Here is a 20,519-nt window from a genome sequence, read left to right as displayed (position 1 = left end):
TGGACAAAGCCGCCCGATTCGGTTCAACTAACATTCACCCTATGGATAGACAGGTGCAAATGCCAGACCTGCTTTTTCATCGATTCCGAACATGCGGTTCATATTTTGCACAGCCTGCCCTGAAGCACCTTTTACAAGATTATCAATCACTGAAACAATCATAATCCGATTGGTCCGCTCATCATATGCCACTGACACATCACAAAAATTTGAGCCGTATACTTCTTTTGTACTTGGATATGTACCCTGTTCTCTGATTCTGACAAAATAGCTGTCCTTGTATGTTTCTTTGTATAAGTCTGATAGTTTCGCTGCCGTCATATCCTCTGCTGCATCTGCGTAAATCGTCGTCATAATCCCACGTGTCATTGGGACGAGATGAGTGCCGAATGTTACCGGTCCTGTATTTGGATTCCATCCGGCAAGCACCTGTTCAATCTCCGGTGTATGCTGATGTTCCAGGACTTTGTATACTTTAAGATTATCGTTCATCTCCGTAAAATGCGTGACGGCTGTGGGGTTTTTCCCCGCGCCGCTGACCCCGGTCTTGGCGTCAATGATAATCGAATTCGGATGAATAAGCTGATTTTTCACCAGTGGCGCCAGCCCCAACAGTGCTGCCGTCGGATAACAGCCCGGATTGGTCATCAGCTGCGTTTCTGTGGCTTCTGTATCCAGCCATTCGGTCAGCCCGTAAACAGCATTTTCAAGGATCGTTTCATCAGGCGCTTTCTTCTTATACCACTTCTCATATTGCAGCGTATCTTTCAGGCGAAAGTCACCCGATAAATCAATGACACGAGCACCCGCTTTGATGAACTCAGGCACCAGTTCCGCTGACACACCAGACGGCGTCGCCACAAATACCACGTCAGCATCCTGTGCGATGTACTCTGGATCAATGCCTTCCAGATCCATTTCGGACACAGCCTTGAAATGCGGGTATTTTTCCGCCATCGATTCCCCCTGGTGGCTTGATGAATGATATGACTGCAGAGTGACGTCTGGATGCTGCTGCAAAATGCGAATCAGTTCTGCTCCCCCATATCCGGTTGCACCAACAATCGCTGCTTTCATATGACACGTTCTCCTCCTGAAATTCATTTATTTCTACCTATTATAAAATGTATAAATATAATGTCAAGTGTATAATTATAAATTTTATAAAAAGATTAGCAGCTATGACCGGTCTACTTTAAAATTCGTGTAATAAGCTTGGTTATCATAAATAAATAAAAAAAGGCGCCCTATAAGACACCTTTTTAACCTGAATTCATTAATTTCTCCGATCGCAACCCCGTAACAAACTCACGCACTTTCCTGACGTACAACATGCGCTTGTTTTTTCGTTTTTACCGGGGTCATATTAAACACGATATTCAAGACGATTGCCGTTACACTCCCTGCCACGATGCCGTTGCTCGTTAAAATCTGAACGCCTGATGGGAATTGAGCAAACAGTTCAGGAACAGCAGTAACGCCCATGCCCATTCCAACCGAACAAGCAACAATCATTGAATTCCCGGGCGATTCCGAGATGACACCGCTCAACATTTTAATCCCCTGCGAAATAACCATACCGAACATGGCTACCATGGCACCGCCCAGGACGGCGGTTGGAATAATTGTTGTCACGGCTGCAATTTTAGGGATAAATCCGAGTGTCACGAGCATCAGCCCGGTTATGAAGATGATCCTGACTGATTTAACACCAGTCAGCTGCATCAGTCCAACATTTTGTGAAAATGCAGTATATGGAAAAGCATTGAACAGTCCGCCGAGCAATACTGCCAGACCTTCTGCACGATAGCCGTTGGAAAGGTCCTCTTCCTTCAAATCCTTGTCGGTCATATCACTAAGCGCGAAATAAACCCCCGTTGATTCAACCAATGAAACCATTGCTACCAAAATCATGGTGATAATTGCAGACCATTCAAACGTTGGCATTCCAAAATACAATGGATGAACCATGTGAAAGAAAGATGCTTCCCCGACTGCGGAAAAATCTACTTTTCCCATAAGGGCTGCCGCAATCGTACCCGCAGCAAGACCGATCAGGATCGAAATGGAGCGAATAAAGCCTTTTGTAAACCGGTACAGCAAAATAATGAACAGCAGTGTTCCAAATGCAAGTGACAGGTTCGCTGCCGACCCGAAATCCGGAGCGCCTTCTCCACCGCCCATATTATTGATGGCAACAGGAATCAATGTGATACCGATAATCGTTACAACCGTTCCTGTAACAATCGGCGGGAAAAACCGGACCAATTTGCCAAAGAAGCGGCTGACAACCAGAACGAACAAACCAGATACGATGATCGAACCATATATGGCTGTTATACCGAACTGACCGCCAATCGCAATCATCGGCCCGACAGCCGTGAACGTACAGCCGAGGACAACCGGAAGACCAATACCAAAATACCGGTTGCGCAGTACTTGCAGGATCGTTGCTACCCCGCACATCAGGATATCAATGGCGACGAGATACGTTAGCTGTTCAGAGGTTAACCCCAGTGCCTCTCCCACAATCAGCGGTACCAGAATTGCTCCAGCATACATCGCCAGTAAATGCTGAAGGCTCAAAGCAGCTGTTTTCATCATATTGTTTCCTCCCCGTTTTGAAATGTGACCTGACCATTCTTAAGTGACGCAATCGTTGCCAATGACTCAACGCGAATCCCGCGTCTGCGCAATAACTCGCCACCTTCCTGGAACCCTTTTTCAATCACAATACCAATACCTTCCAGCGCTGCACCGGTCTGTTCGACAAGGTCAATCATCCCCAATGCGGCCTGGCCATTCGCCAAAATATCATCAATAATCAGCACAACATCATCACTGTCGATATAATCTTTGGAAACAGAAATTTCATTTGATTCTTTTTTGGTGTACGAATAAACCTCAGCGGAATAAAGATGATGATTTAACGTGAGCGATTTTCGTTTCCGGGCAAAAACGACCGGAACCCCCAGGCCCAGCCCCGTCATCACAGCCGGGGTGATGCCTGAAGACTCGAGCGTGATAATTTTATTAACGCCTGTAAGTGCAAATTTTGACGCAAATTCATCTCCAACAAGTTGCATGAAGCCAGGGTCAACCTGATGATTCAGAAATGCATCCACTTTTATGACCGAATCGGACAAAACCTTTCCTTCTGTTAAAATTTTCTGTTTGAGTGATTCCATTCCGATCTCCTTTCCAGGAATAAAAAACCCGAAAAGCAAGCTCCCACTCAAACTATGAGGAAAGCAATGCTTTTCGGGTTATTGATAATGACATATAGATCAGCACATGCTATACGCCTAAATCCGAACATTCAACTAAAAGATTTCACCAGACAAGTCTCAAGTCAATGATGGCATCCTTTTGTTGTGCTTCCTTTCATAGTCGGTTCATTTATGGTGAACCGGTAGAAACTTGCAGGCCATATTCCCGCGATTATATGAAATAAGCTATTGAATTGCTGTCTATTATAGCACGTCACACACAAAAAACAACCCTGTAATTGAATTCAGAATACTCCGCTTGTTCGCGAACACCTCTATGGAACGGATTGACAGATTGATAAAAGTCATGTACATTGAAAATATACGAACAATTTAAATACAAACGATATTAACATTCGTGTTTAGGGGTGTAACGATGGAAAATGTATTTGATTATGAAGATATTCAATTAATACCTGCCAAATGTGTTGTCAACAGCCGATCTGAGTGCGACACAACCATTACCTTTGGCGGACATACGTTTAATTTGCCTGTAGTACCTGCCAACATGCAGACGATTATTGACGAAAGAATCGCACGCCACCTGGCTGAGAATAATTACTTCTATGTTATGCACCGTTTTGAACCGGAAACACGAATCGATTTTATCCGTGACATGCAGGAAAACGGGCTGATCGCTTCTATCAGTGTTGGCGTAAAAGAAAATGAGTATGAATTTATCCAGCAATTGGCAAATAGAAAACTGACACCGGAATATATTACGATTGATATTGCCCATGGTCATTCTGAAGCCGTGATTAATATGATTCGCCATATTAAAAAATACCTGCCAGAAAGTTTCATCATCGCCGGAAACGTCGGTACACCCGAGGCAGTCAGAGAACTGGAACATGCCGGCGCAGATGCAACAAAAGTAGGGATCGGACCTGGAAAAGTTTGTATCACCAAATTGAAAACAGGATTTGGAACCGGCGGCTGGCAGCTGGCTGCACTTAAATGGTGTGCCAAAGCAGCAAGCAAGCCGATCATCGCTGACGGGGGCATACGCACGCATGGTGACATCGCCAAATCAATCCGCTTCGGTGCATCAATGGTCATGATTGGGTCCCTGTTTGCAGGTCATGAAGAATCACCAGGGAAAACGATTGAAGAAAATGGCAAGCGTTATAAAGAATATTTTGGTTCCGCCTCAGAATTCCAAAAAGGTGAAAAGAAAAACGTTGAAGGCAAGAAAATGTACGTCGAGCACAAAGGATCACTGAACGACACACTGGCTGAAATGAAACAGGATCTGCAATCTGCCATTTCCTATGCTGGCGGAAAAGAACTGCATGCGATCCGTTATGTCGACTATGTCGTCGTCAAGAATTCGATTTTAAACGGGGATAAGGTTTACTAGATGTTTTTTGTTATTGCCTTTTCATGGAGCATTCCCCGAAGTTCACAGGGAATTTCCTGAAGTTCACAGCTTTTTCCCCAGAGTTATTACAATCTGACGATAAAATAAATTCCTATTATCTCGCGGTTTATCAGTAAAACGATATAAGCTGCGAGGTATTTTTTCATTTAGACTGTTTTGATTAATGGTTTATCCGCCAAAATTCAGTTATACTCAATCGTAATGGAATATATCGATAAAAGAGGGATTGTATATGGAAAAGGCAATACCTAAGAAAGCCGTCACGCCAAGCAGTGACAATACAACCGTATACCGTATACTGTTTATCATTGCAACCTGTCATTTGCTGAATGATTCGCTTCAGGCTGTCGTTCCTGCGATGTTTCCCATTATAGAAAAATCCATGGGGCTGACCTTTACACAGCTTGGCCTGATTACGTTTACGATAAATATGGTTGCATCAGTCATGCAGCCTGTCGTCGGGACATTCACCGATAAGCATCCGGTTCCCTATGCGCTTCCAATCGGCCTCGGGAGCAGCATGGTTGGGATGGTCGGTTTAGCCCTGGCTCCGGATTTTTGGCTGCTCATCATCAGTGTTGTATTTATCGGCTTGGGTTCTGCTATTTTCCATCCAGAAGGGTCCCGGGTTGTTTACTTAGCAGCAGGCAATAAACGCGGTCTGGCTCAATCGATTTTTCAGGTTGGCGGGAATTCCGGGCAGGCGCTGGCTCCCGTCATCATGGCACTAATCCTTGTGCCGCTCGGACAAATAGGGGCACTTTGGTTCATATTGATCGCGGGCCTTGCGGTTGTTTTGCTGACATATATTGCGAAATGGTATAAAAGCCAAATGGCATATAATAAGGAGAAACGAAAGCATACCACAGCTGCAAAACCAAGTAAGTCCGTTTCCAAAGGGATTAAAAGCGCGATCTTTATACTTGTTTTCCTTGTATTTGCCAGATCCTGGTATACGAAAGCTATTTCCAACTTTTACGCTTTTTATGCGATTGAAACATACCAGGTATCGATTGCAAAATCACAAGTCTATCTGTTTATATTCCTCGCTGCAGGAGCCATTGGCACGTTTATTGGCGGGCCTTTAGCAGACCGATTTGGCAGAAGAAATATTATCCTATTTTCGCTCGTTGCGGCAAGCCCGTTGACGATCCTCTTGCCATATGTTGGTCCGGCAATAGCAATGGGACTCCTGGCTGTCATTGGCATTATCTTAATGAGCAGTTTTTCCGTAACGGTCGTGTATGCGCAAGAACTCGTACCCAGTAAAATCGGTACAATGTCCGGCTTGATCATCGGGCTGGCATTCGGCATGGGAGCGATCGGTGCTGTCGCTTTAGGTTCATTTATTGATTTATTTGGCCTGACAACAACGATGATCATGGCATCCCTGTTACCCCTGCTCGGCTTACTCACCTTTTTACTGCCAAAGGATGAAAAAGTGCGGGAATGGTATCAACACTGAACACTGAATGAAGCGGTGATTGTGTTGTTCGGCCGCGTGAACGAGTTGCGTTATGAAATTCGCGCGGGGGTGACACGAAATCGCGCGAGGTTCTTGGGATTTCGCGCGAGGCTCTTCGGATTTCGCGCGAGGGTGGTACAAGATCGTGCGGCACTCCCTGAATTTCGCGCGAGGCTTTCTTGATTTCAGTCATTTGGCTAAAAACATTTTGAAACGCAACTAACAAACTAGCAATGTATCGGCCAAAGTCCCTTCAAAATCAAAACTGGTTCCGAGCATCAGTTTTTGAAGATCGGAACCATTTTTGTAGTATTTTTTCCATTTTTAAGTTTTGATAGACAGTCATGACAGTGTAATTGCCTCACCCTAATTTCTGTTCCTTTGTGAAGCAGAGCTATATTATCTTACTTCACCACGGTGCCTGCGTCTTTCGAATGTACGCCATGACGATAATAGTCCTTATACTCAGGCTTCATTGGTTTTAGTCCCCGGATGATATCCGCTGCTTTTTCTGCCAACATCAACACCGGCGCATGGATATTTCCATTCGTCGTATGCGGCATAGCAGACGCATCCACTACCCGTACGTTGTCCAAGCCATGGACCTTCATGGTCAGCGGATCTACGACAGCCATCGGATCAGAAGCGGGACCCATTTTTGCCGTACAGGATGGATGGAGTGCTGTTTCCGCGTCATTCGCTACCCACTCCAAAATTTCTTCATCTGTTTGAACAGAAGAACCAGGTGAAATTTCGCCCGAACTGTAAGGCGCTAACGCCGACTGCGAAAGAATTTCCCGTGAAACGCGTATTGCTTCAATCCACTCACGCCGATCCTCTTCAGTAGACAGATAGTTAAATACGATACTTGGATGCTCAAAAGGATTACGGGAACGGATTTTCAAGCTTCCTCTGGAGTTGGAGTACATCGGCCCAACGTGTACTTGGAATCCATGCTCCGTATTCGCTTTTTGCCCATCATATCGAACCGCAAGCGGCAGGAAATGGAACATCAGATTCGGATAATCAACATCTTCATTCGAACGGACGAACCCGCCGCCTTCAAAATGGTTCGATGCTGCCGGACCAGTACGTCCAAGTAGCCATTGCAAGCCGATCCAAGGCATTTTTGCTTTATTTAAGCTAGGTTGTTCCGAAACCGGCTGCGGACAAGCGTGCTGAATATATACTTCGAGATGATCTTCAAGGTTTTCACCTACACCCGGCAAGTCAACGATCGGATCAATGCCAAGTGAGCGCAGATGGTCAGCGTCTCCTACACCGGACAGTTGAAGCAGCTGCGGTGTGTTGAATGCCCCACCGGCCAGGATCACTTCGCCTGCCTCAACATGATAGGTTTTTCCATTCTTTTGGTATGTCACGCCATTAGCACGGGGACCATCAAAATTAATATGGGTAACAAAGGCACGTGTCTCTACTGTAAGATTTTTGCGTCGCATAACAGGCCGCAAATAGGCACGTGAAGCGGAAACCCGTCTCCCATTATGCACGTGGCTGTCGAATGGTCCAAACCCTTCTTGACGAAAACCATTCACATCGGGTGTTCTCGAGTAACCAGCCTCCACAGCTGCATCGAAAAAGGCTTGAAATAAAGGATTCTTGGCAGGTCCACGCTTTAATTTAACTGGACCATGGTGACCGCGGTACTCGTCAGAGGAATCTGCTCCAAAGGTTGTTTCCAGCCGTTTAAAGTATGGCAGACAATGGGCATAGTCCCACGTTTCCATACCGGAATCAGACCCCCACCGTTCATAGTCCATCGGGTTGCCACGCTGGTAAATCATGCCGTTTATGGAACTCGATCCTCCTAGGACTTTCCCCCGGGCATGCGCGACCTGCCGTCCATTCATATAAGGCTCAGAATCCGTAGAATAGATCCAGTCATAGAAGCGATTGCCTGATGGAAACATCAATGCTGCTGGCATTTGAATAAATAGGTCCCATGGGTAATCACTACGTCCCGCTTCCAGGACAAGAACACTGCTCGATTTATCCTGACTTAGACGGTTACCGAGTATAGAACCCGCACTACCGCCACCAACGATTACATAGTCGTATGTTTGATTCATTTGTAAAACCTCCTGAAAGATGGTAAATGAAATACTAGTGTGCAAAATAACTTGCGAACATTCATCCAATACTTCTTCGTTGCGGTCATTTCTTGGTGATCGGAATAGACCTTTCACGAATTGTGACCGCATGATTCTTAACTCATTTCTGATGGATGAACCTTCTCGGTTATTCCACCTGTGCCACTTGAAATTTATTTTATTAAATAATTTCTTAATGTATTTAACAAAATAAATATAGCATTATCTATTAAAATTGTAAACCCTGAGCTAATAGATTTGCGTCAAGCAATTGGGTGATTGGAACGTAAACCGGGTGGATGGATGGCCAATCGAACTTTTTATGTAGATGGAAAAGTGAATTGCGCCGTTTTGATAAGCAATTTGCCTGACATTAGAAAACTTGGCTTAGCGCCAAGCATTAATGGCGAAAGCCTTAGTTGCACTTATGCAGTAAGAAAGAATTTATACTTCTTAACTGCAAAATAAAAAGATCATTCACACTGTTCTTGATCAGCATGAATGATCTTCCTTTGTATTTAACCCGATGGTGTTATAGATTCTTGCCTTAATAAGCATGGCTGTCCACTAAATTTCGGACTGTGACAGTCACTTTTGATTTTCATTCCACGCCACTTTCTAATATCGAAAACGTTTCCTGAGTACAATGGATTTCTGCCATTGCACCGTACGGCAATACGGTTTTAGGCTTTGTGTGGCCAAAATTCAGGTCAAAAAGGACTGGTAAATTTTCCAGGCCATTTTCTTTCATCACTTCTTGAATGACTTCTTTATAGTCGTCATAATACTTCTCGTCTTGCGGTTTACCAAAAATAATGCCATTTGTCATTTGCAGAATACCTTGTGCAGCGTAGTTACGCAGCCATGATTTTATGCGCTCAGGTTCCAGTGTTCCATCTGCAACTTCCAGGAAAAGGATGCTATCTTTCCAATATTCAAGTTCAGGCCAAATTTTTGTGCCTTTCGCGGTTTCTAATACATCCATACAACCGCCGATCAATCTTCCTTTCACAACACCCGAACCTTGCAGACATTCATATCCAGGATTCGGCAGCATTGTGAGAGGTTGGTGCTTATCCGCTTCATCCCATTCCAAAACCTCAACAGCCCATTCGTCGGCAGGTCTGATCTCTCCAATGGTTTCATTCGAAAAAAGGACACGTTTCACCATATCAATGGTATATGCGTTCATCTCAACATTTTCAGCAAAGTCGGTTAAAATGTTCGGACCATAAAAAGAAGAAATTCCTGCCTTAACCATAAGCAAATGGGGAATCGTTATATCAGAATAACCCATGAACACTTTCGGATTTTCGCTGATAACGTGAAGATCAATGTAAGGAAGTAATTGAATACAATCCTTGCCGCCAACATTCGCAATAATTCCTTTGATACGGTCATCCTTAAATGCCGTCATCAAATCTTCCGCACGTGCTTTCGGATTTTCATATAAATAGTCTGCTCCCTTTAAACTATTAGGCATTGGAACAACTTCAAGACCAAACTCATTTCTCAATCGCTCTACACCTTGCTCGTAACGCCATCGCGTATCGGGATCACCTGCCGCTCCTGAAGAAGGACTTATGGTCGCAATCTTATCTCCTGACTGCAGTTTTTCTGGTTTTTTTAGCAATGTACGTCCACCTTTCTATGCATATCTCACAGTTCTGTTCTACAAATAAATCATACGTAAGCCCAACCCGTTAAATCTATAAACCAAACGCTTCAGCCAGCAGCCGGTAAGAATGAACTTTCGCATCTAAATCATAGATATTGGTTATAATCATAAATTCATCGGTCTGATAATAATCGCTTAGCCGCTCCAGTTCCTGTTTCACCTGGTCCGGTGTACCGATTACAGCCCGGCGGCGGTTTTTCCTGATGATATCAAGCTCCTCCTGCCGGTAGGTCCGTTTTTTAACTTCTTCAATCGATGGGACTTTTATATCCGAACCTTTCCCGACGTTTAGCAGCCACTTATCCTGACTGATGGCTAGTTCTTCCGCATCCTCTTCAGTATCCGCACAGACAACAAAAATACAGACCGCGTTCACCGGATGATCGAAATCTGGCGACGGCTGAAATTGCTCCCGGTAGGCTTCCATGGCAGCTTGTCCCTTGTCCGGGCTGATGAAATGTCCGAACATGAACCCGGCCCCGATCTCAGCAGCATTCGCGGCGCCCCTTTCCGACAACCCGAGAACCCACATTGGCGGAGCTTTTTTTGTTCGTGGAGCTGCTTTGACCAGGCGGTAAGGATGATCTTTGGGAAGTGAGTTATGTAAAAACCCTTGCAAATCCTGCAATTGCCGCGGAAACGCCCGCATGCTTTTATTAATGCCATCCGTCAGCGCCATGCGTGTATCCTGAGAGCCCCCAGGTGAGCGCCCGATCCCTAAGTCAATCCTGTCTGGAAACATCGCCTCAAGCATTTTGAAGTTCTCTGCCACTTTATACGGACTGTATTGCGGTAATAACACGCCGCCAGAGCCGACACGTATTTTTTCCGTATATGAAGCGATCCGGGCAATCAGTATTTCCGGTGCTACACTGGCCAAACCATTCGTATTATGATGTTCCGCCACCCAATAACGGGTGTATCCAAGGTCTTCTGTTATTTTTGCCAGCTTTAATGTATTGTTCAATGCCGTTTCAGGATCAGACCCGCGTGAAATCGGTGACTGATCAAGTACACTCAGCTTCATCCGGCGATAATCCCCTTTCATATAACAATCGGAACACCTCTATGATGACATATTTAACTACCAATTTTAATAGATACAACTTGGAGTTCTCATTTCACTGGACAAAGCATATCTATTTAATACTACGCTGAAGGGAGGGAAAATGTGTCATGGCTGCCAAGCTTAAAAATATGAGCCTGTTGTCGCAAATTTTAATTGCCTTTGTTCTTGCCATTTTAGCTGGTATTATCTTCGGTCCGGGTATCACCGTCATACAACCGCTGGGCGATCTGTTTTTACGTCTTATTCAATTTATTATCATTCCTTTAATTGTTTCATCACTCATTACAGGTGTTGCCAGTACAGGGAGTATGGAAACGCTCGGCCGGATTGGCGGCAAAACCATTCTTTATTATATCGGCACAACCTTTATCGCTGTCTCCATCGGACTAATTGCCGGATTTTTGTTTTCACCCGGTACAGGTGTTGATATCTCTACGTCACAGGCTGTGCCAGAGGCTACGGAAACAGAAGGTGTCGTCAGTATATTGCTGAATATCATCCCGACAAACCCGATTGAAAGTCTATCAAGCGGTAACATTCTGCAGATCATCTTCTTTTCCATTTTTATTGGCATCGGTATTACAATGGTCGGGCAAAAGGCTGAACCAGTACATCGTTTCTTTGATGGCTTTGCCGAGATTATGTACAAAATTACCTGGGTTATTATGAAACTGATTCCTATTGGTGTTTTCGGACTGCTGGCTCCGATCATCGGTGAATACGGTATGTCCGTTTTAATGCCGTTGATCAAACTGATTTCGGTTGTAGCAATCGCCTGTATTGTTCACGCACTGGTTACCTATTCTTTTGCCGTCAAGACATTTGCCAAAATGAATCCGCTTAAATTCTTTAAAGGGATTGCACCGGCAAGTCTTGTCGCTTTCAGTACGCAAAGCAGTTCCGGAACATTGCCGGTCACAATCAAAAGTTCAGAAGATAACCTGGGCGTGTCGAAGAAAATATCAAGTTTCATCCTGCCATTGGGTGCAACGATTAACATGGATGGAACATCGCTTTATTTAAGTGTTGCTGCCCTGTTCACCGCTCAAGCCTTTGGGATCGAATTATCATTTGCCCAGATACTGATAATAGTGCTCATTGGAACACTAGGCTCGATCGGCACAGCAGGCGTACCAGGGTCGGGTCTCGTCATGTTGACACTTGTGCTGACAACATTGGATCTGCCGCTTGAAGCTATTGCATTGATTGCCGGTGTCGACCGTTTCATGGATATGTTCCGTACGGCTGTCAACATTACAGGTGACGCTTCCGGGGCCGTTGTGGTTAATGCGACGGAGCGGCAACTGGATGACAGCACCTATCCAGACAATGCAAACAGCTAACAGATTAATGAAAGGCGCAGAATTTACTATGCGCCTTTTTTCATGAAGAAACATGTGTCATCACTCTGTAAACCTTTGTTAAATAGCGACCTTTCTTTACCTGTCAAACCAGAATCTGCATACTATTATTTCTTGGGAAATATTCCCTTGATGGTTGCAAGTACAGATGAATAAAACGTTGAGAAAGGCCCATTCTGTACAGCCATTTTTTGGTTAATGCTAAATAATATTACATTGATTAAACTCTTAGTTGTGAACTTTTCAGCTAGGAGGTCAACAAAATGAATAAATTAAATAAATTCTCTTTTACAGCAATACTATTATTTATAATCGCATTTCCGACAGGTGCATCCGCGGAATCATATACCGTACAACAAGGTGATACATTTCACTCGATAGCCCTGAAAAATAGTCTATCATTAACGAACTTACAGATTGCCAACGAACGATCAGGTTTCCAGCTAAAAACGGGTGAAACAATCGCTATTCCGGATTCCGTTTCCGATGAAGATAAGGAGTTGATGGCCAAGCTCGTTCATGCGGAAGCTAAAGGTGAACCGTATGAAGGGAAAGTTGCTGTTGCGACCGTCGTTTTAAACCGTGTCGATTCAAACGATTTTCCTGACACGATCAAAGATGTCATCTATGAAAAAACCGGCGGCGTCCATGCGTTTTCGCCAGTGAAAAACGGTGCCATTAACAATGAATACGATTCAGAAGACATGAAAGCTGTCAATGAAGCAATTGCCTTCAGAGGGCAAGGAATGGGGTCATTATACTTCTATAATCCGGACAAAGTCAGCAGTGATAACTGGGTGTTCTCACGTGAGACCATCAAAACAATTGGCAACCATCGCTTTGCAAAATAAATAAGGAAAAAATCAGGTCAATTACAAACTGGTGGTATTTTGCCTATCATAAGTGCTATATGCAGTACTGTATCAAATTCTTTGCTGGCTCGGTGACTCGCTTTTCTCTCGATTGAAGCATTGTGTTGTTCGATCGCGTAAGGCTCTCTGGATTTCGTGCGAGAATGGCATGAAATCGCGCGACACTCTCCGGATTTCGCGCAAGAATGGCATGAAATCGCGCGACACTCTCCGGATTTCGCGCAAGAATGGCATGAGATCGCGCGACACTCTCCGGATTTCGCGCGAGAATGGCATGAGATCGCGCGACGCTGCCACGATTTCGAGCAAGAGTGTCACTTACCCTTTAAAAAAGCTGAAGACCTTCTTCATAAGGTCTTCAGCTTTTTTACATATGACGCCAATCAGCTAAAACGACTGGAATACATCATAAATATAATGCATGCCGTAAAGCGGAACTAGCGTGTAAATAAATAGCGTAACCGGCTTGCAGAGCAAAAAGTAAAAGATAAATTTTTTCAATGAGAGTTTGGTAAGACCGGCAATCAGACAGATAAAATCATCCGGAAACCCCGGGAAAACCATCGAAATCCAGAAAAACCGTTCGAACCGCTTCCCCTTATTTACCCAGCCGATATATTTATCATATGTTTCCTGTTTGACGAAATAACTTGCAAAACCGCGTCCGAATCGCCGTGCCAATAAAAAGTTGGCCAGGGAACCGAGAAAAATGCCGACTATATTCAGTATAGATCCAAGACCAATACCAAATAACATCACTCCGACAACGGTTGAGACATTGCCGGGCAAAACCGGAATAACGACCTGAATGAACGTTAATCCCAAAAAAGCCAGCGGTGCGATGCCGCCGAATCCTTCGACCCAGTTTTGTACACGATCCGGATTACTAAAAAACCCGCTTTCAATAATAAACCAAGCAAACCCGATCAGCAGGATAATCCCGATAATGGTGGTAATTTGAACGATCGGTTTTTGATAATTTATGAGGGTTTTCTTTAGATGACTCATGCCAACACCAGTTTCAATCAAGTTACCTGAATATTATTCTTCACCCAATATAATTAGAATACCATATAAATCTACGGGGACAAAAATTTCTGTCTCATTGAGCAACAAAAAGGCTGGTCCTCATATAAATATTCGACACAAAAGGCGGTGCTTCCTTCCCCGAGTGGAAATGCAGCGTTAGAAGAGATTCATGAACAAAGGGGCCCTGGGGACATAAGATAAAGAGATCACACACCTGGAGGATGATTAAAATGGATAACTATGGAGTTCCTGAGATATTTGAGTCAGAAGCTAAGGGGCTGACAGCACTTATTTATCAAGATATAAAGTATGTTCTTAAGGTGCCAGTTGTTAATTTCATGTTTAGGACGTCCGCATTATATGAGGAATTCTTTGAAATTGCATGGAGCCAGATCAGGCTGAACATGTTGACCGTCAATATGGAAAAAGCTGCCCAATTGTTACGTTTTCCACACCTATCTGTTAATCCGCCAAAATTAGACTTGTCCCAGGCTTATAATGAGCCGGAAATGCTTCAAATAAAAAAAATCTTGTCTATTTTTAATTACGTGAATCCAAAGCTTCTTTTAATTGCCTCTGCATGGTCAGAGAGCCTAGCTAATAGACCCATCAGAGGTACTCATTCGATTGAGGGCTTTATCAAACCAGGGGTGTTTCCCCCTCTGCCACAAGTTAATTTGATGCATATACCTAACGCTTCTTCTGATGTGAAAGACTTGCTCCTGGACATTGCTGAAAAACATCAATCATTTGATGTTGCAAGCGACTTTCGCGCATTAGCTTTTTATCCAAAATTTCTGTCTGAAGTTTGGAAGTACTTGGGGAACTACGTTGGGACGGATGAATATAACGTAATTTCTTCTAATTTAAAATCACAGAGTATTCAATATGCACATCAAATGCCATATCCAGTAACAATAAATAGGCAGACTCTGGAGAAGTATCACACTGATGCTGAAATAGCTGGTATTTACGGTGTTGTTTCAATGTTTCAAAGTTTTTTAGCCAATCTCATTGTCGATGGTGAATTTTTAAGGAGAATGATAGAGCAGGGACAATTCACCCACAGATGATTGGAAAAAACGGTTTTCCTAATGTACTCCAATTTAATTCAAGTGTCTTGAATTTACTCTGATGCCTTCTACACTACGGATCACCACCCTCCTTTCAAGACACCTTCAATATGGATGGAATGTAGACTAGCTCTCGTACATACATATCCTAAAGTGAAGTTTAAATTAAAGGGATAGGTGATTAAATGGATCATTCAAATTCAGAAAACAAAAAAGGAGTCCGCGGATACAGCGAAAATAAAAAAGATGAGCAATTGGATCGGTACCGTATAGAAAATACCGGGGAGCCGATGACGACAAATCAAGGAAGGAAAATATCGAACGACTCAGAGACGTTAAAGGCCGGTGAGCGTGGCCCTTCATTACATCAAGACTGGCATTACTTTGAAAAAATGAATCATTTTGTGCAGGAAGAGGAACCAGAAAGAACGGTTCATGCAAGAGGCTACAGTGCCCATGGGGAGTTTGAATGCTATCAGTCGATGAAACAGTTTACAAAAGCAGGATTTTTACAGGAACCCGGGAAAAAGACTCCTCTAACTGTCCGTTTTTCTACCGTACAAGGACCAAGAGGTTCTTATGATACGGCAAGGGATCTACGTTGTAAGGGTGTTAAGTTTTATACGGAAGAAGGAAATTACGATCTGACAACAATTGCTATGCCTGTATTAATTAATCAAGATCCAATGAAATTTCCAGATGCGATGCATGCATACCAATCTAAACCGGATGATGATATACCAACAGCCTCAGGTGCACACGACTATTTTTGGGATTATGTAGCCAATAATCCAGAAGCACTTCATATGGTAGAGTGGATCATGTCGGACCGAGGCATTATAAGAAGTTATCGGATGATGGAATCGTGGTCGATTAATACGTATTTATTTGTTAATGATCAAGGTGTCGCAACTTTTGTCAGATTTGTCTGGAAGCCTGTTCTTGGTGTTCATTCCCTGCTTCAGGATGAGGCACTGAAAATCGGTGGACTTGATCCGGATTTCCACAGGAAAGATTTAAGAGAGGCTATTGACAAAGGATGTTATCCAGAGTATGAACTAGGCGTCCAAATGATTCCACTCGAGGATGAATTCAAATACGACTTTGACATTCTCGATCCTGCAAAGTTTTGGCCAGAAGAGCTAATCCCTGTTCAGCTTATCGGGAAGATGACTTTAAACCAAAACATCGATAATTACCATACGGAATCAGAACAAGTAGCATTTAATCCTGCGAATGTTGTTCCGGGAATTGATTTTTCTAATGACCCCGTATTGCAGGGAAGGTTAATTGCTTATCATATGGCGCAAGTACACCGAATCGGAACGAACTTTCAGGAATTACCAATCAATAAACCGATTTGCCCATTTCATAATAATCAAAGGCGAGGCCCTATGAGATATCGAATCGACGTGGATCAGGTCAACTATCATGAAAATTCGCTGGCAAATAACACGCCATACACGACACCTCCTGAGGCAGGCGGATATGAGCATTACCCGAAAAAAGTCGAAGGACACGTCATCCGGGGTCGAAGCGAATCATTCAATGACTTCTTTACGCAACCGAGAATCTTTTGGAATAGCTTAACACCTGTTGAAAAGCAACACACAATCGGTGGGTTTAGCTATCAACTCGGAAAGGTTGAAAGCAAATCTGTCCGCCAGCAAAATGTCAATCTGCTGGTCAACGTAGATAAGGAAATGGCTTGCATCGTTGCTGATAATATCGGTGTCGACCGCCCAAGCGGCTCCCATGTTCCAATTTCTACACGTTATCCTTCGCTTAGTCAGGCTAACACACCGCATTATGCGTATACACAAAAAGTCGGTGTACTAATCGGCAATGGCTTTAACGGACAGGAGGTCACAAACGTACTTAATCACCTGCAGCAATGCGGGGTATTTATAAAAATCATAAGTGACCAGCTTGGAACCGTTACAGGAGCAGATGGCACAAAACTTAAAGTTGATGATACATTTCTTACGACAAGTCCTTATCTGCTTGATTCACTCTATGTCGTTGGCGGAAACTCAAATAATCAAGCTAAATTCGACCAAGATATCACTGATTATATTAATAATGCCTACAAGCATAATAAACCGATTGGTGTTGCAACAACCGGGCAGTCATGTATTCACGCATCAAAAACAAATAATTTAGCCGGTGTAGTCTTTGCCGCAAACAATCCTGACTTCGGGAAAGACTTTGTCTCCGCCATTGCGCATCAGCGTTTTTGGGATCGAATATAGTATTTTTAAAAAAATAACAAAAAGATCCAGGGAAATAAAATACTTATTTCCCCATCTTTTTTTATTCTGTCAGTCAATAGCCAGATTAACAATAGGGAGGTAAGCTATTTGAATAATACACATTTTGTAAAGCAAGGCCTGTACCTGCAGGGTTTACCTATTTACGAGGGTGACATTCCATATATCCATAACACACTTACCACCATCAATCAGGCACAGGTGTCCCTTAAAGCATACCCTGATCTAAACCAAAAAGTACCGATTACGGTGGTCGACAAGAGGTTGATGCTATGGCAGAACTAGCCTTCTTAACGGCTACTGAACTAGCCCCTTTAATCGAGTCAAAGCAACTATCTCCAGTCGAATTGACAAATCATTTATTAACGCGCATAGATACAATTGATCCAACCATCCATTCGTATATTACCCCTCTTCCCGAACTGGCTCTTAAACAAGCTAGAGAAGCTGAGCAGAACATTATGCACGGTCGATATAAAGGACCTCTACACGGCATTCCAGTCGGTATCAAGGATAATTACTATACCAAAGGCATACGAACAACAGCTGGCTCGAAACTTTTTGTTGATTTCATCCCCAATAAAACTGCCCCAGCAGCAGAAAAACTGTTAGCAGCAGGCGGGATTATGCTAGGAAAACTAAACATGCATGAACTTGCCCTCGGATCCACCGGAACCAATCTGACATTTGGTACGACACGAAATCCATGGAACATTCATCATATGCCAGGCGGCTCAAGCGGTGGAAGCAGTGCAGCCCTAGCAGCTGGGCTGACAACACTTGCAACTGGAACAGATACATTTGGCTCCATTCGCTTACCTGCTGCTATGTGTGGTGTTTATGGCTTAAAGCCAACCTATGGGCTGGTTAGTACTTCTAATATGTTCCCATCAGCTTGGTCTTTGGATACAGCAGGACCAATGGCACGGTCTGTTTCAGATTTGGCGCTAATGCTTAATGACATGGCAGGGTTTGATGCAAATGATCCCGCAAGCCTTCGTGTATCAACGCCTGATTATGCCGAAGACCTTAATAAAGGAATAAGAGGGATAAGAATCGGAATTCCCACTTACTATCTTGAGGGGTTAGATACAGAGGTAGAAAGACTTTTTAAAAATGCAATTGAAACCCTACAAAATTTGGGAGCTGAAATAAGAGAAATAGTGATCCCCGAATTATCTATGTCTACGTTTTCAGGCTATAGTATTGTGGCTGGGGAAGCATCTGCGTTTCATTACGAATGGCTGCAGACCCACTCAGAGGATTATGGAGCGGATAATCGGATTTTCCTTTTATCCGGTACATTGACAAATACACCACACTGCGTCAAAGCCCAGCAGGCTCGCAGAAAGATGATAGAAGCATTTCATAACGCTCTTGAGAGTGTGGATATTATGCTTGGCCCTACGATACCTATCACAACCCCCGCGTTCGCTCAGAATTGGGTCGAGCAAAATTTAGAGGTTATTAGAAGGTGTTTGCCATTTACCTCACCTGTAAATTTACTGGGTACACCAAGCTTATCCATGCCAATGGGATTAGACCTAAGAGGCCTTCCTGCCGGCATGCAATTCATCGGAAATCATCTTTCTGAAAAACAATTACTTCAGGTTGCACATGCATGGGAAAGAATCAACCCTTTCCAGTTTCAGGTACAGTGAAACTTCATTCAGCTGAGTCGTTTTCCCCGCTGAATGTTAGTTGAACAGAATCAGATATTTAGAGACAGTTAGCAGACGTTATTTGCCGGATTACTGTCTATTCCATTACAAGCGGGATAATGAATTGACTTAACGTAAGTTCCAAATCACCCCCATCTATTATCAAGATGGGGATTTTATAGATACCTCCACGTAACCCTGTCCGGAAAGACCATTGGAAACATTTGACCAAATTCACCTCTTAAGAATATTTTCATCGGACAAACATACAACCAAACCTGTCTTTTTTTCATAGGGTAGGTTGAGGTGGTAAAAATGAAAAAAATAATCTTATTTGCCGATACGGGTATAGATGATAGTATCGCGCTGACTTACGCACTGAAGAATCCCGAAGTTGATCTGATTGGAGTGGTCAGTGGGTACGGTAATATCGATCGGGAAAAAGCATATAGAAATGTCGAGTACTTGTTGGAACTGGCAGGTCGTACAGATATCCCTGTCATTGCTGGTGCTACACGCCCCTTGAGCGGTGAAGAGCCTGTCTTTTTTCCTGAAATTCATGGCATGGAAGGACTCGGTCCGATAGATCCTCCAATTCCAGAGGAGCGTTATGCCAATCGTACGAATTTCAGTAAGCTGTTCAATTTGATTAAGGACAATCGTCATGAAATAACGATCGTTAATGTCGGACGATGCACTTCTCTCGCTATAGCCCATTATTTAAGCCCTGACGTGATGCAAGATGTAAAAGAAACCTATGTGATGGGTGGCGCTTTCATCGAACCCGGCAATGCAACCGAAGTAGCGGAAGCGAACTTTTACGGTGATCCGCTTGCAGCTAATTTCGTTTGCCGGAATGTCGTAAACCTGACAGTCGTACCTTTAGATGCCACAATGGATGCCTTATTGACCCCGGGCGTTGTCAATCTCATCGATACCCGTTCAGATTCACCTTTAGAAGAGATAATCAAACCGATCCTGGATTTCTATTACGACTATTATCGACAGCAAGATCCAGGTATTCCCGGAACACCGCAACACGATCTGGCTGCTTTAATGGCAGCCCTTGATATCAGTGGGTTATATGAGTACAAAAAACGAAAGGTTAAGGTCGAATATAAAGGTAAGTTTACAGACGGTCAAAGCATCGCAGACTTCCGACCAGGGTCGGATAATTGTTTTGGACCAGAATGTACACGTATTGCCCTGAAAATTAATCAAAATGTCTTTGTCTCGAACGTCCTTAAAATCTTAACGAATGATAGGTAAAGTGAAACTTC

At 43.6% G+C, this 20,519-nt stretch carries 16 protein-coding genes and 1 riboswitch; of the genes, 9 read left to right on the top strand and 7 right to left on the bottom strand.

Annotated elements, in window-relative coordinates:
- Positions 1-39: 39 nt before the first annotated feature.
- From argC to ON01_RS06655, 3 genes are all read right to left on the bottom strand, one after another.
- Positions 40-1,077: an N-acetyl-gamma-glutamyl-phosphate reductase gene (gene argC, locus ON01_RS06665; protein ID WP_010530240.1), complete on the bottom strand. Its 1,038-nt coding sequence runs from the start codon at positions 1,075-1,077 to the stop codon at positions 40-42.
- 231 nt (positions 1,078-1,308) lie between these two features.
- Positions 1,309-2,601: a nucleobase:cation symporter-2 family protein gene (locus ON01_RS06660; protein ID WP_029329024.1), complete on the bottom strand. Its 1,293-nt coding sequence runs from the start codon at positions 2,599-2,601 to the stop codon at positions 1,309-1,311.
- On the bottom strand, positions 2,601-3,188 hold the full coding sequence (locus ON01_RS06655; protein ID WP_010530238.1) for a xanthine phosphoribosyltransferase: 588 nt from the start codon (positions 3,186-3,188) through the stop codon (positions 2,601-2,603). Before ON01_RS06655 ends, ON01_RS06660 begins: the two co-directional genes overlap by 1 nt.
- A gap of 179 nt (positions 3,189-3,367) precedes the next feature.
- Positions 3,368-3,469, bottom strand: a riboswitch (purine riboswitch).
- 176 nt (positions 3,470-3,645) lie between these two features.
- On the opposite strand from ON01_RS06655, the gene guaC reads away from it, so the two are divergent.
- Together guaC and ON01_RS06645 are read left to right on the top strand one after the other, a co-directional pair.
- The gene (gene guaC / locus ON01_RS06650; RefSeq protein WP_010530237.1) at positions 3,646-4,629 is read left to right on the top strand and encodes a GMP reductase; all 984 of its coding nucleotides are present in this window, start codon (positions 3,646-3,648) and stop codon (positions 4,627-4,629) included.
- 253 nt (positions 4,630-4,882) lie between these two features.
- Complete coding sequence (locus ON01_RS06645) at positions 4,883-6,115, top strand: MFS transporter (protein ID WP_010530236.1); 1,233 nt, start codon at positions 4,883-4,885, stop codon at positions 6,113-6,115.
- A 404-nt stretch (positions 6,116-6,519) separates the two neighbouring features.
- Here the strand turns inward: ON01_RS06645 and betA are convergent, their stop codons facing one another.
- The 3 genes from betA to ON01_RS06630 all read right to left on the bottom strand — a co-directional run bounded on the left by betA (position 6,520) and on the right by ON01_RS06630 (position 10,931).
- Positions 6,520-8,205, bottom strand: coding sequence for a choline dehydrogenase (gene betA / locus ON01_RS06640; RefSeq protein ID WP_010530235.1), 1,686 nt, complete (start codon positions 8,203-8,205; stop codon positions 6,520-6,522).
- A 622-nt stretch (positions 8,206-8,827) separates the two neighbouring features.
- Positions 8,828-9,859, bottom strand: coding sequence for a S66 family peptidase (locus tag ON01_RS06635; RefSeq protein ID WP_010530234.1), 1,032 nt, complete (start codon positions 9,857-9,859; stop codon positions 8,828-8,830).
- A gap of 76 nt (positions 9,860-9,935) precedes the next feature.
- A complete protein-coding gene (locus ON01_RS06630) occupies positions 9,936-10,931 on the bottom strand; it encodes an LLM class flavin-dependent oxidoreductase (RefSeq protein WP_029329023.1) in 996 nt (331 codons plus the stop codon).
- Between the two features lie 149 nt (positions 10,932-11,080).
- Between ON01_RS06630 and ON01_RS06625 the strand changes: the two genes are divergently transcribed.
- Positions 11,081-12,316: a dicarboxylate/amino acid:cation symporter gene (locus ON01_RS06625; protein ID WP_010530232.1), complete on the top strand. Its 1,236-nt coding sequence runs from the start codon at positions 11,081-11,083 to the stop codon at positions 12,314-12,316.
- 281 nt (positions 12,317-12,597) lie between these two features.
- The gene (locus ON01_RS06620; protein ID WP_010530231.1) at positions 12,598-13,185 is read left to right on the top strand and encodes a cell wall hydrolase; all 588 of its coding nucleotides are present in this window, start codon (positions 12,598-12,600) and stop codon (positions 13,183-13,185) included.
- Between the two features lie 408 nt (positions 13,186-13,593).
- On the opposite strand, the gene ON01_RS06615 is transcribed toward ON01_RS06620, so the two are convergent.
- Entirely contained in the window at positions 13,594-14,214 is a 621-nt protein-coding gene (locus ON01_RS06615) for a TVP38/TMEM64 family protein (RefSeq protein ID WP_029329022.1), read from the bottom strand.
- Positions 14,215-14,465: 251 nt separating this feature from the next.
- Between ON01_RS06615 and ON01_RS06610 the strand changes: the two genes are divergently transcribed.
- From ON01_RS06610 to ON01_RS06590, 5 genes are all read left to right on the top strand, one after another.
- Positions 14,466-15,308 carry a halocarboxylic acid dehydrogenase DehI family protein gene (locus ON01_RS06610; RefSeq protein ID WP_010530229.1) on the top strand — a complete coding sequence of 281 codons (843 nt, stop codon included), beginning with the start codon at positions 14,466-14,468 and terminating at the stop codon, positions 15,306-15,308.
- Positions 15,309-15,493: 185 nt separating this feature from the next.
- Positions 15,494-17,560 carry a catalase gene (locus tag ON01_RS06605; RefSeq protein ID WP_010530228.1) on the top strand — a complete coding sequence of 689 codons (2,067 nt, stop codon included), beginning with the start codon at positions 15,494-15,496 and terminating at the stop codon, positions 17,558-17,560.
- A 108-nt stretch (positions 17,561-17,668) separates the two neighbouring features.
- On the top strand, positions 17,669-17,863 hold the full coding sequence (locus ON01_RS06600) for a hypothetical protein (RefSeq protein ID WP_010530227.1): 195 nt from the start codon (positions 17,669-17,671) through the stop codon (positions 17,861-17,863).
- The gene (locus tag ON01_RS06595) at positions 17,851-19,239 is read left to right on the top strand and encodes an Asp-tRNA(Asn)/Glu-tRNA(Gln) amidotransferase GatCAB subunit A (RefSeq protein WP_010530226.1); all 1,389 of its coding nucleotides are present in this window, start codon (positions 17,851-17,853) and stop codon (positions 19,237-19,239) included. The genes ON01_RS06600 and ON01_RS06595 overlap by 13 nt, the downstream gene beginning before the upstream one ends.
- 315 nt (positions 19,240-19,554) lie before the next feature.
- Complete coding sequence (locus tag ON01_RS06590; RefSeq protein ID WP_010530225.1) at positions 19,555-20,508, top strand: nucleoside hydrolase; 954 nt, start codon at positions 19,555-19,557, stop codon at positions 20,506-20,508.
- Positions 20,509-20,519 lie beyond the last annotated feature (11 nt).

It is taken from the genome of Lentibacillus jeotgali (assembly GCF_000224785.1).
Lineage (GTDB): Bacteria > Bacillota > Bacilli > Bacillales > Amphibacillaceae > Lentibacillus > Lentibacillus jeotgali.
The sequence above is the reverse complement of the archived record's forward strand: the minus strand, read 5'-3'. Positions and strand labels throughout refer to the sequence as shown.

Coding starts and splice junctions, on each gene's coding strand:
- argC (WP_010530240.1), bottom strand. CDS start 1,077: ATGAAAGCAGCGATTGTTGGTGCAACCGGATATGGGGGAGCAGAACTG.
- ON01_RS06660 (WP_029329024.1), bottom strand. CDS start 2,601: ATGAAAACAGCTGCTTTGAGCCTTCAGCATTTACTGGCGATGTATGCT.
- ON01_RS06655 (WP_010530238.1), bottom strand. CDS start 3,188: ATGGAATCACTCAAACAGAAAATTTTAACAGAAGGAAAGGTTTTGTCC.
- guaC (WP_010530237.1), top strand. CDS start 3,646: ATGGAAAATGTATTTGATTATGAAGATATTCAATTAATACCTGCCAAA.
- ON01_RS06645 (WP_010530236.1), top strand. CDS start 4,883: ATGGAAAAGGCAATACCTAAGAAAGCCGTCACGCCAAGCAGTGACAAT.
- betA (WP_010530235.1), bottom strand. CDS start 8,205: ATGAATCAAACATACGACTATGTAATCGTTGGTGGCGGTAGTGCGGGT.
- ON01_RS06630 (WP_029329023.1), bottom strand. CDS start 10,931: ATGAAGCTGAGTGTACTTGATCAGTCACCGATTTCACGCGGGTCTGAT.
- ON01_RS06625 (WP_010530232.1), top strand. CDS start 11,081: ATGGCTGCCAAGCTTAAAAATATGAGCCTGTTGTCGCAAATTTTAATT.
- ON01_RS06620 (WP_010530231.1), top strand. CDS start 12,598: ATGAATAAATTAAATAAATTCTCTTTTACAGCAATACTATTATTTATA.
- ON01_RS06615 (WP_029329022.1), bottom strand. CDS start 14,214: ATGAGTCATCTAAAGAAAACCCTCATAAATTATCAAAAACCGATCGTT.
- ON01_RS06610 (WP_010530229.1), top strand. CDS start 14,466: ATGGATAACTATGGAGTTCCTGAGATATTTGAGTCAGAAGCTAAGGGG.
- ON01_RS06605 (WP_010530228.1), top strand. CDS start 15,494: ATGGATCATTCAAATTCAGAAAACAAAAAAGGAGTCCGCGGATACAGC.
- ON01_RS06595 (WP_010530226.1), top strand. CDS start 17,851: ATGGCAGAACTAGCCTTCTTAACGGCTACTGAACTAGCCCCTTTAATC.
- ON01_RS06590 (WP_010530225.1), top strand. CDS start 19,555: ATGAAAAAAATAATCTTATTTGCCGATACGGGTATAGATGATAGTATC.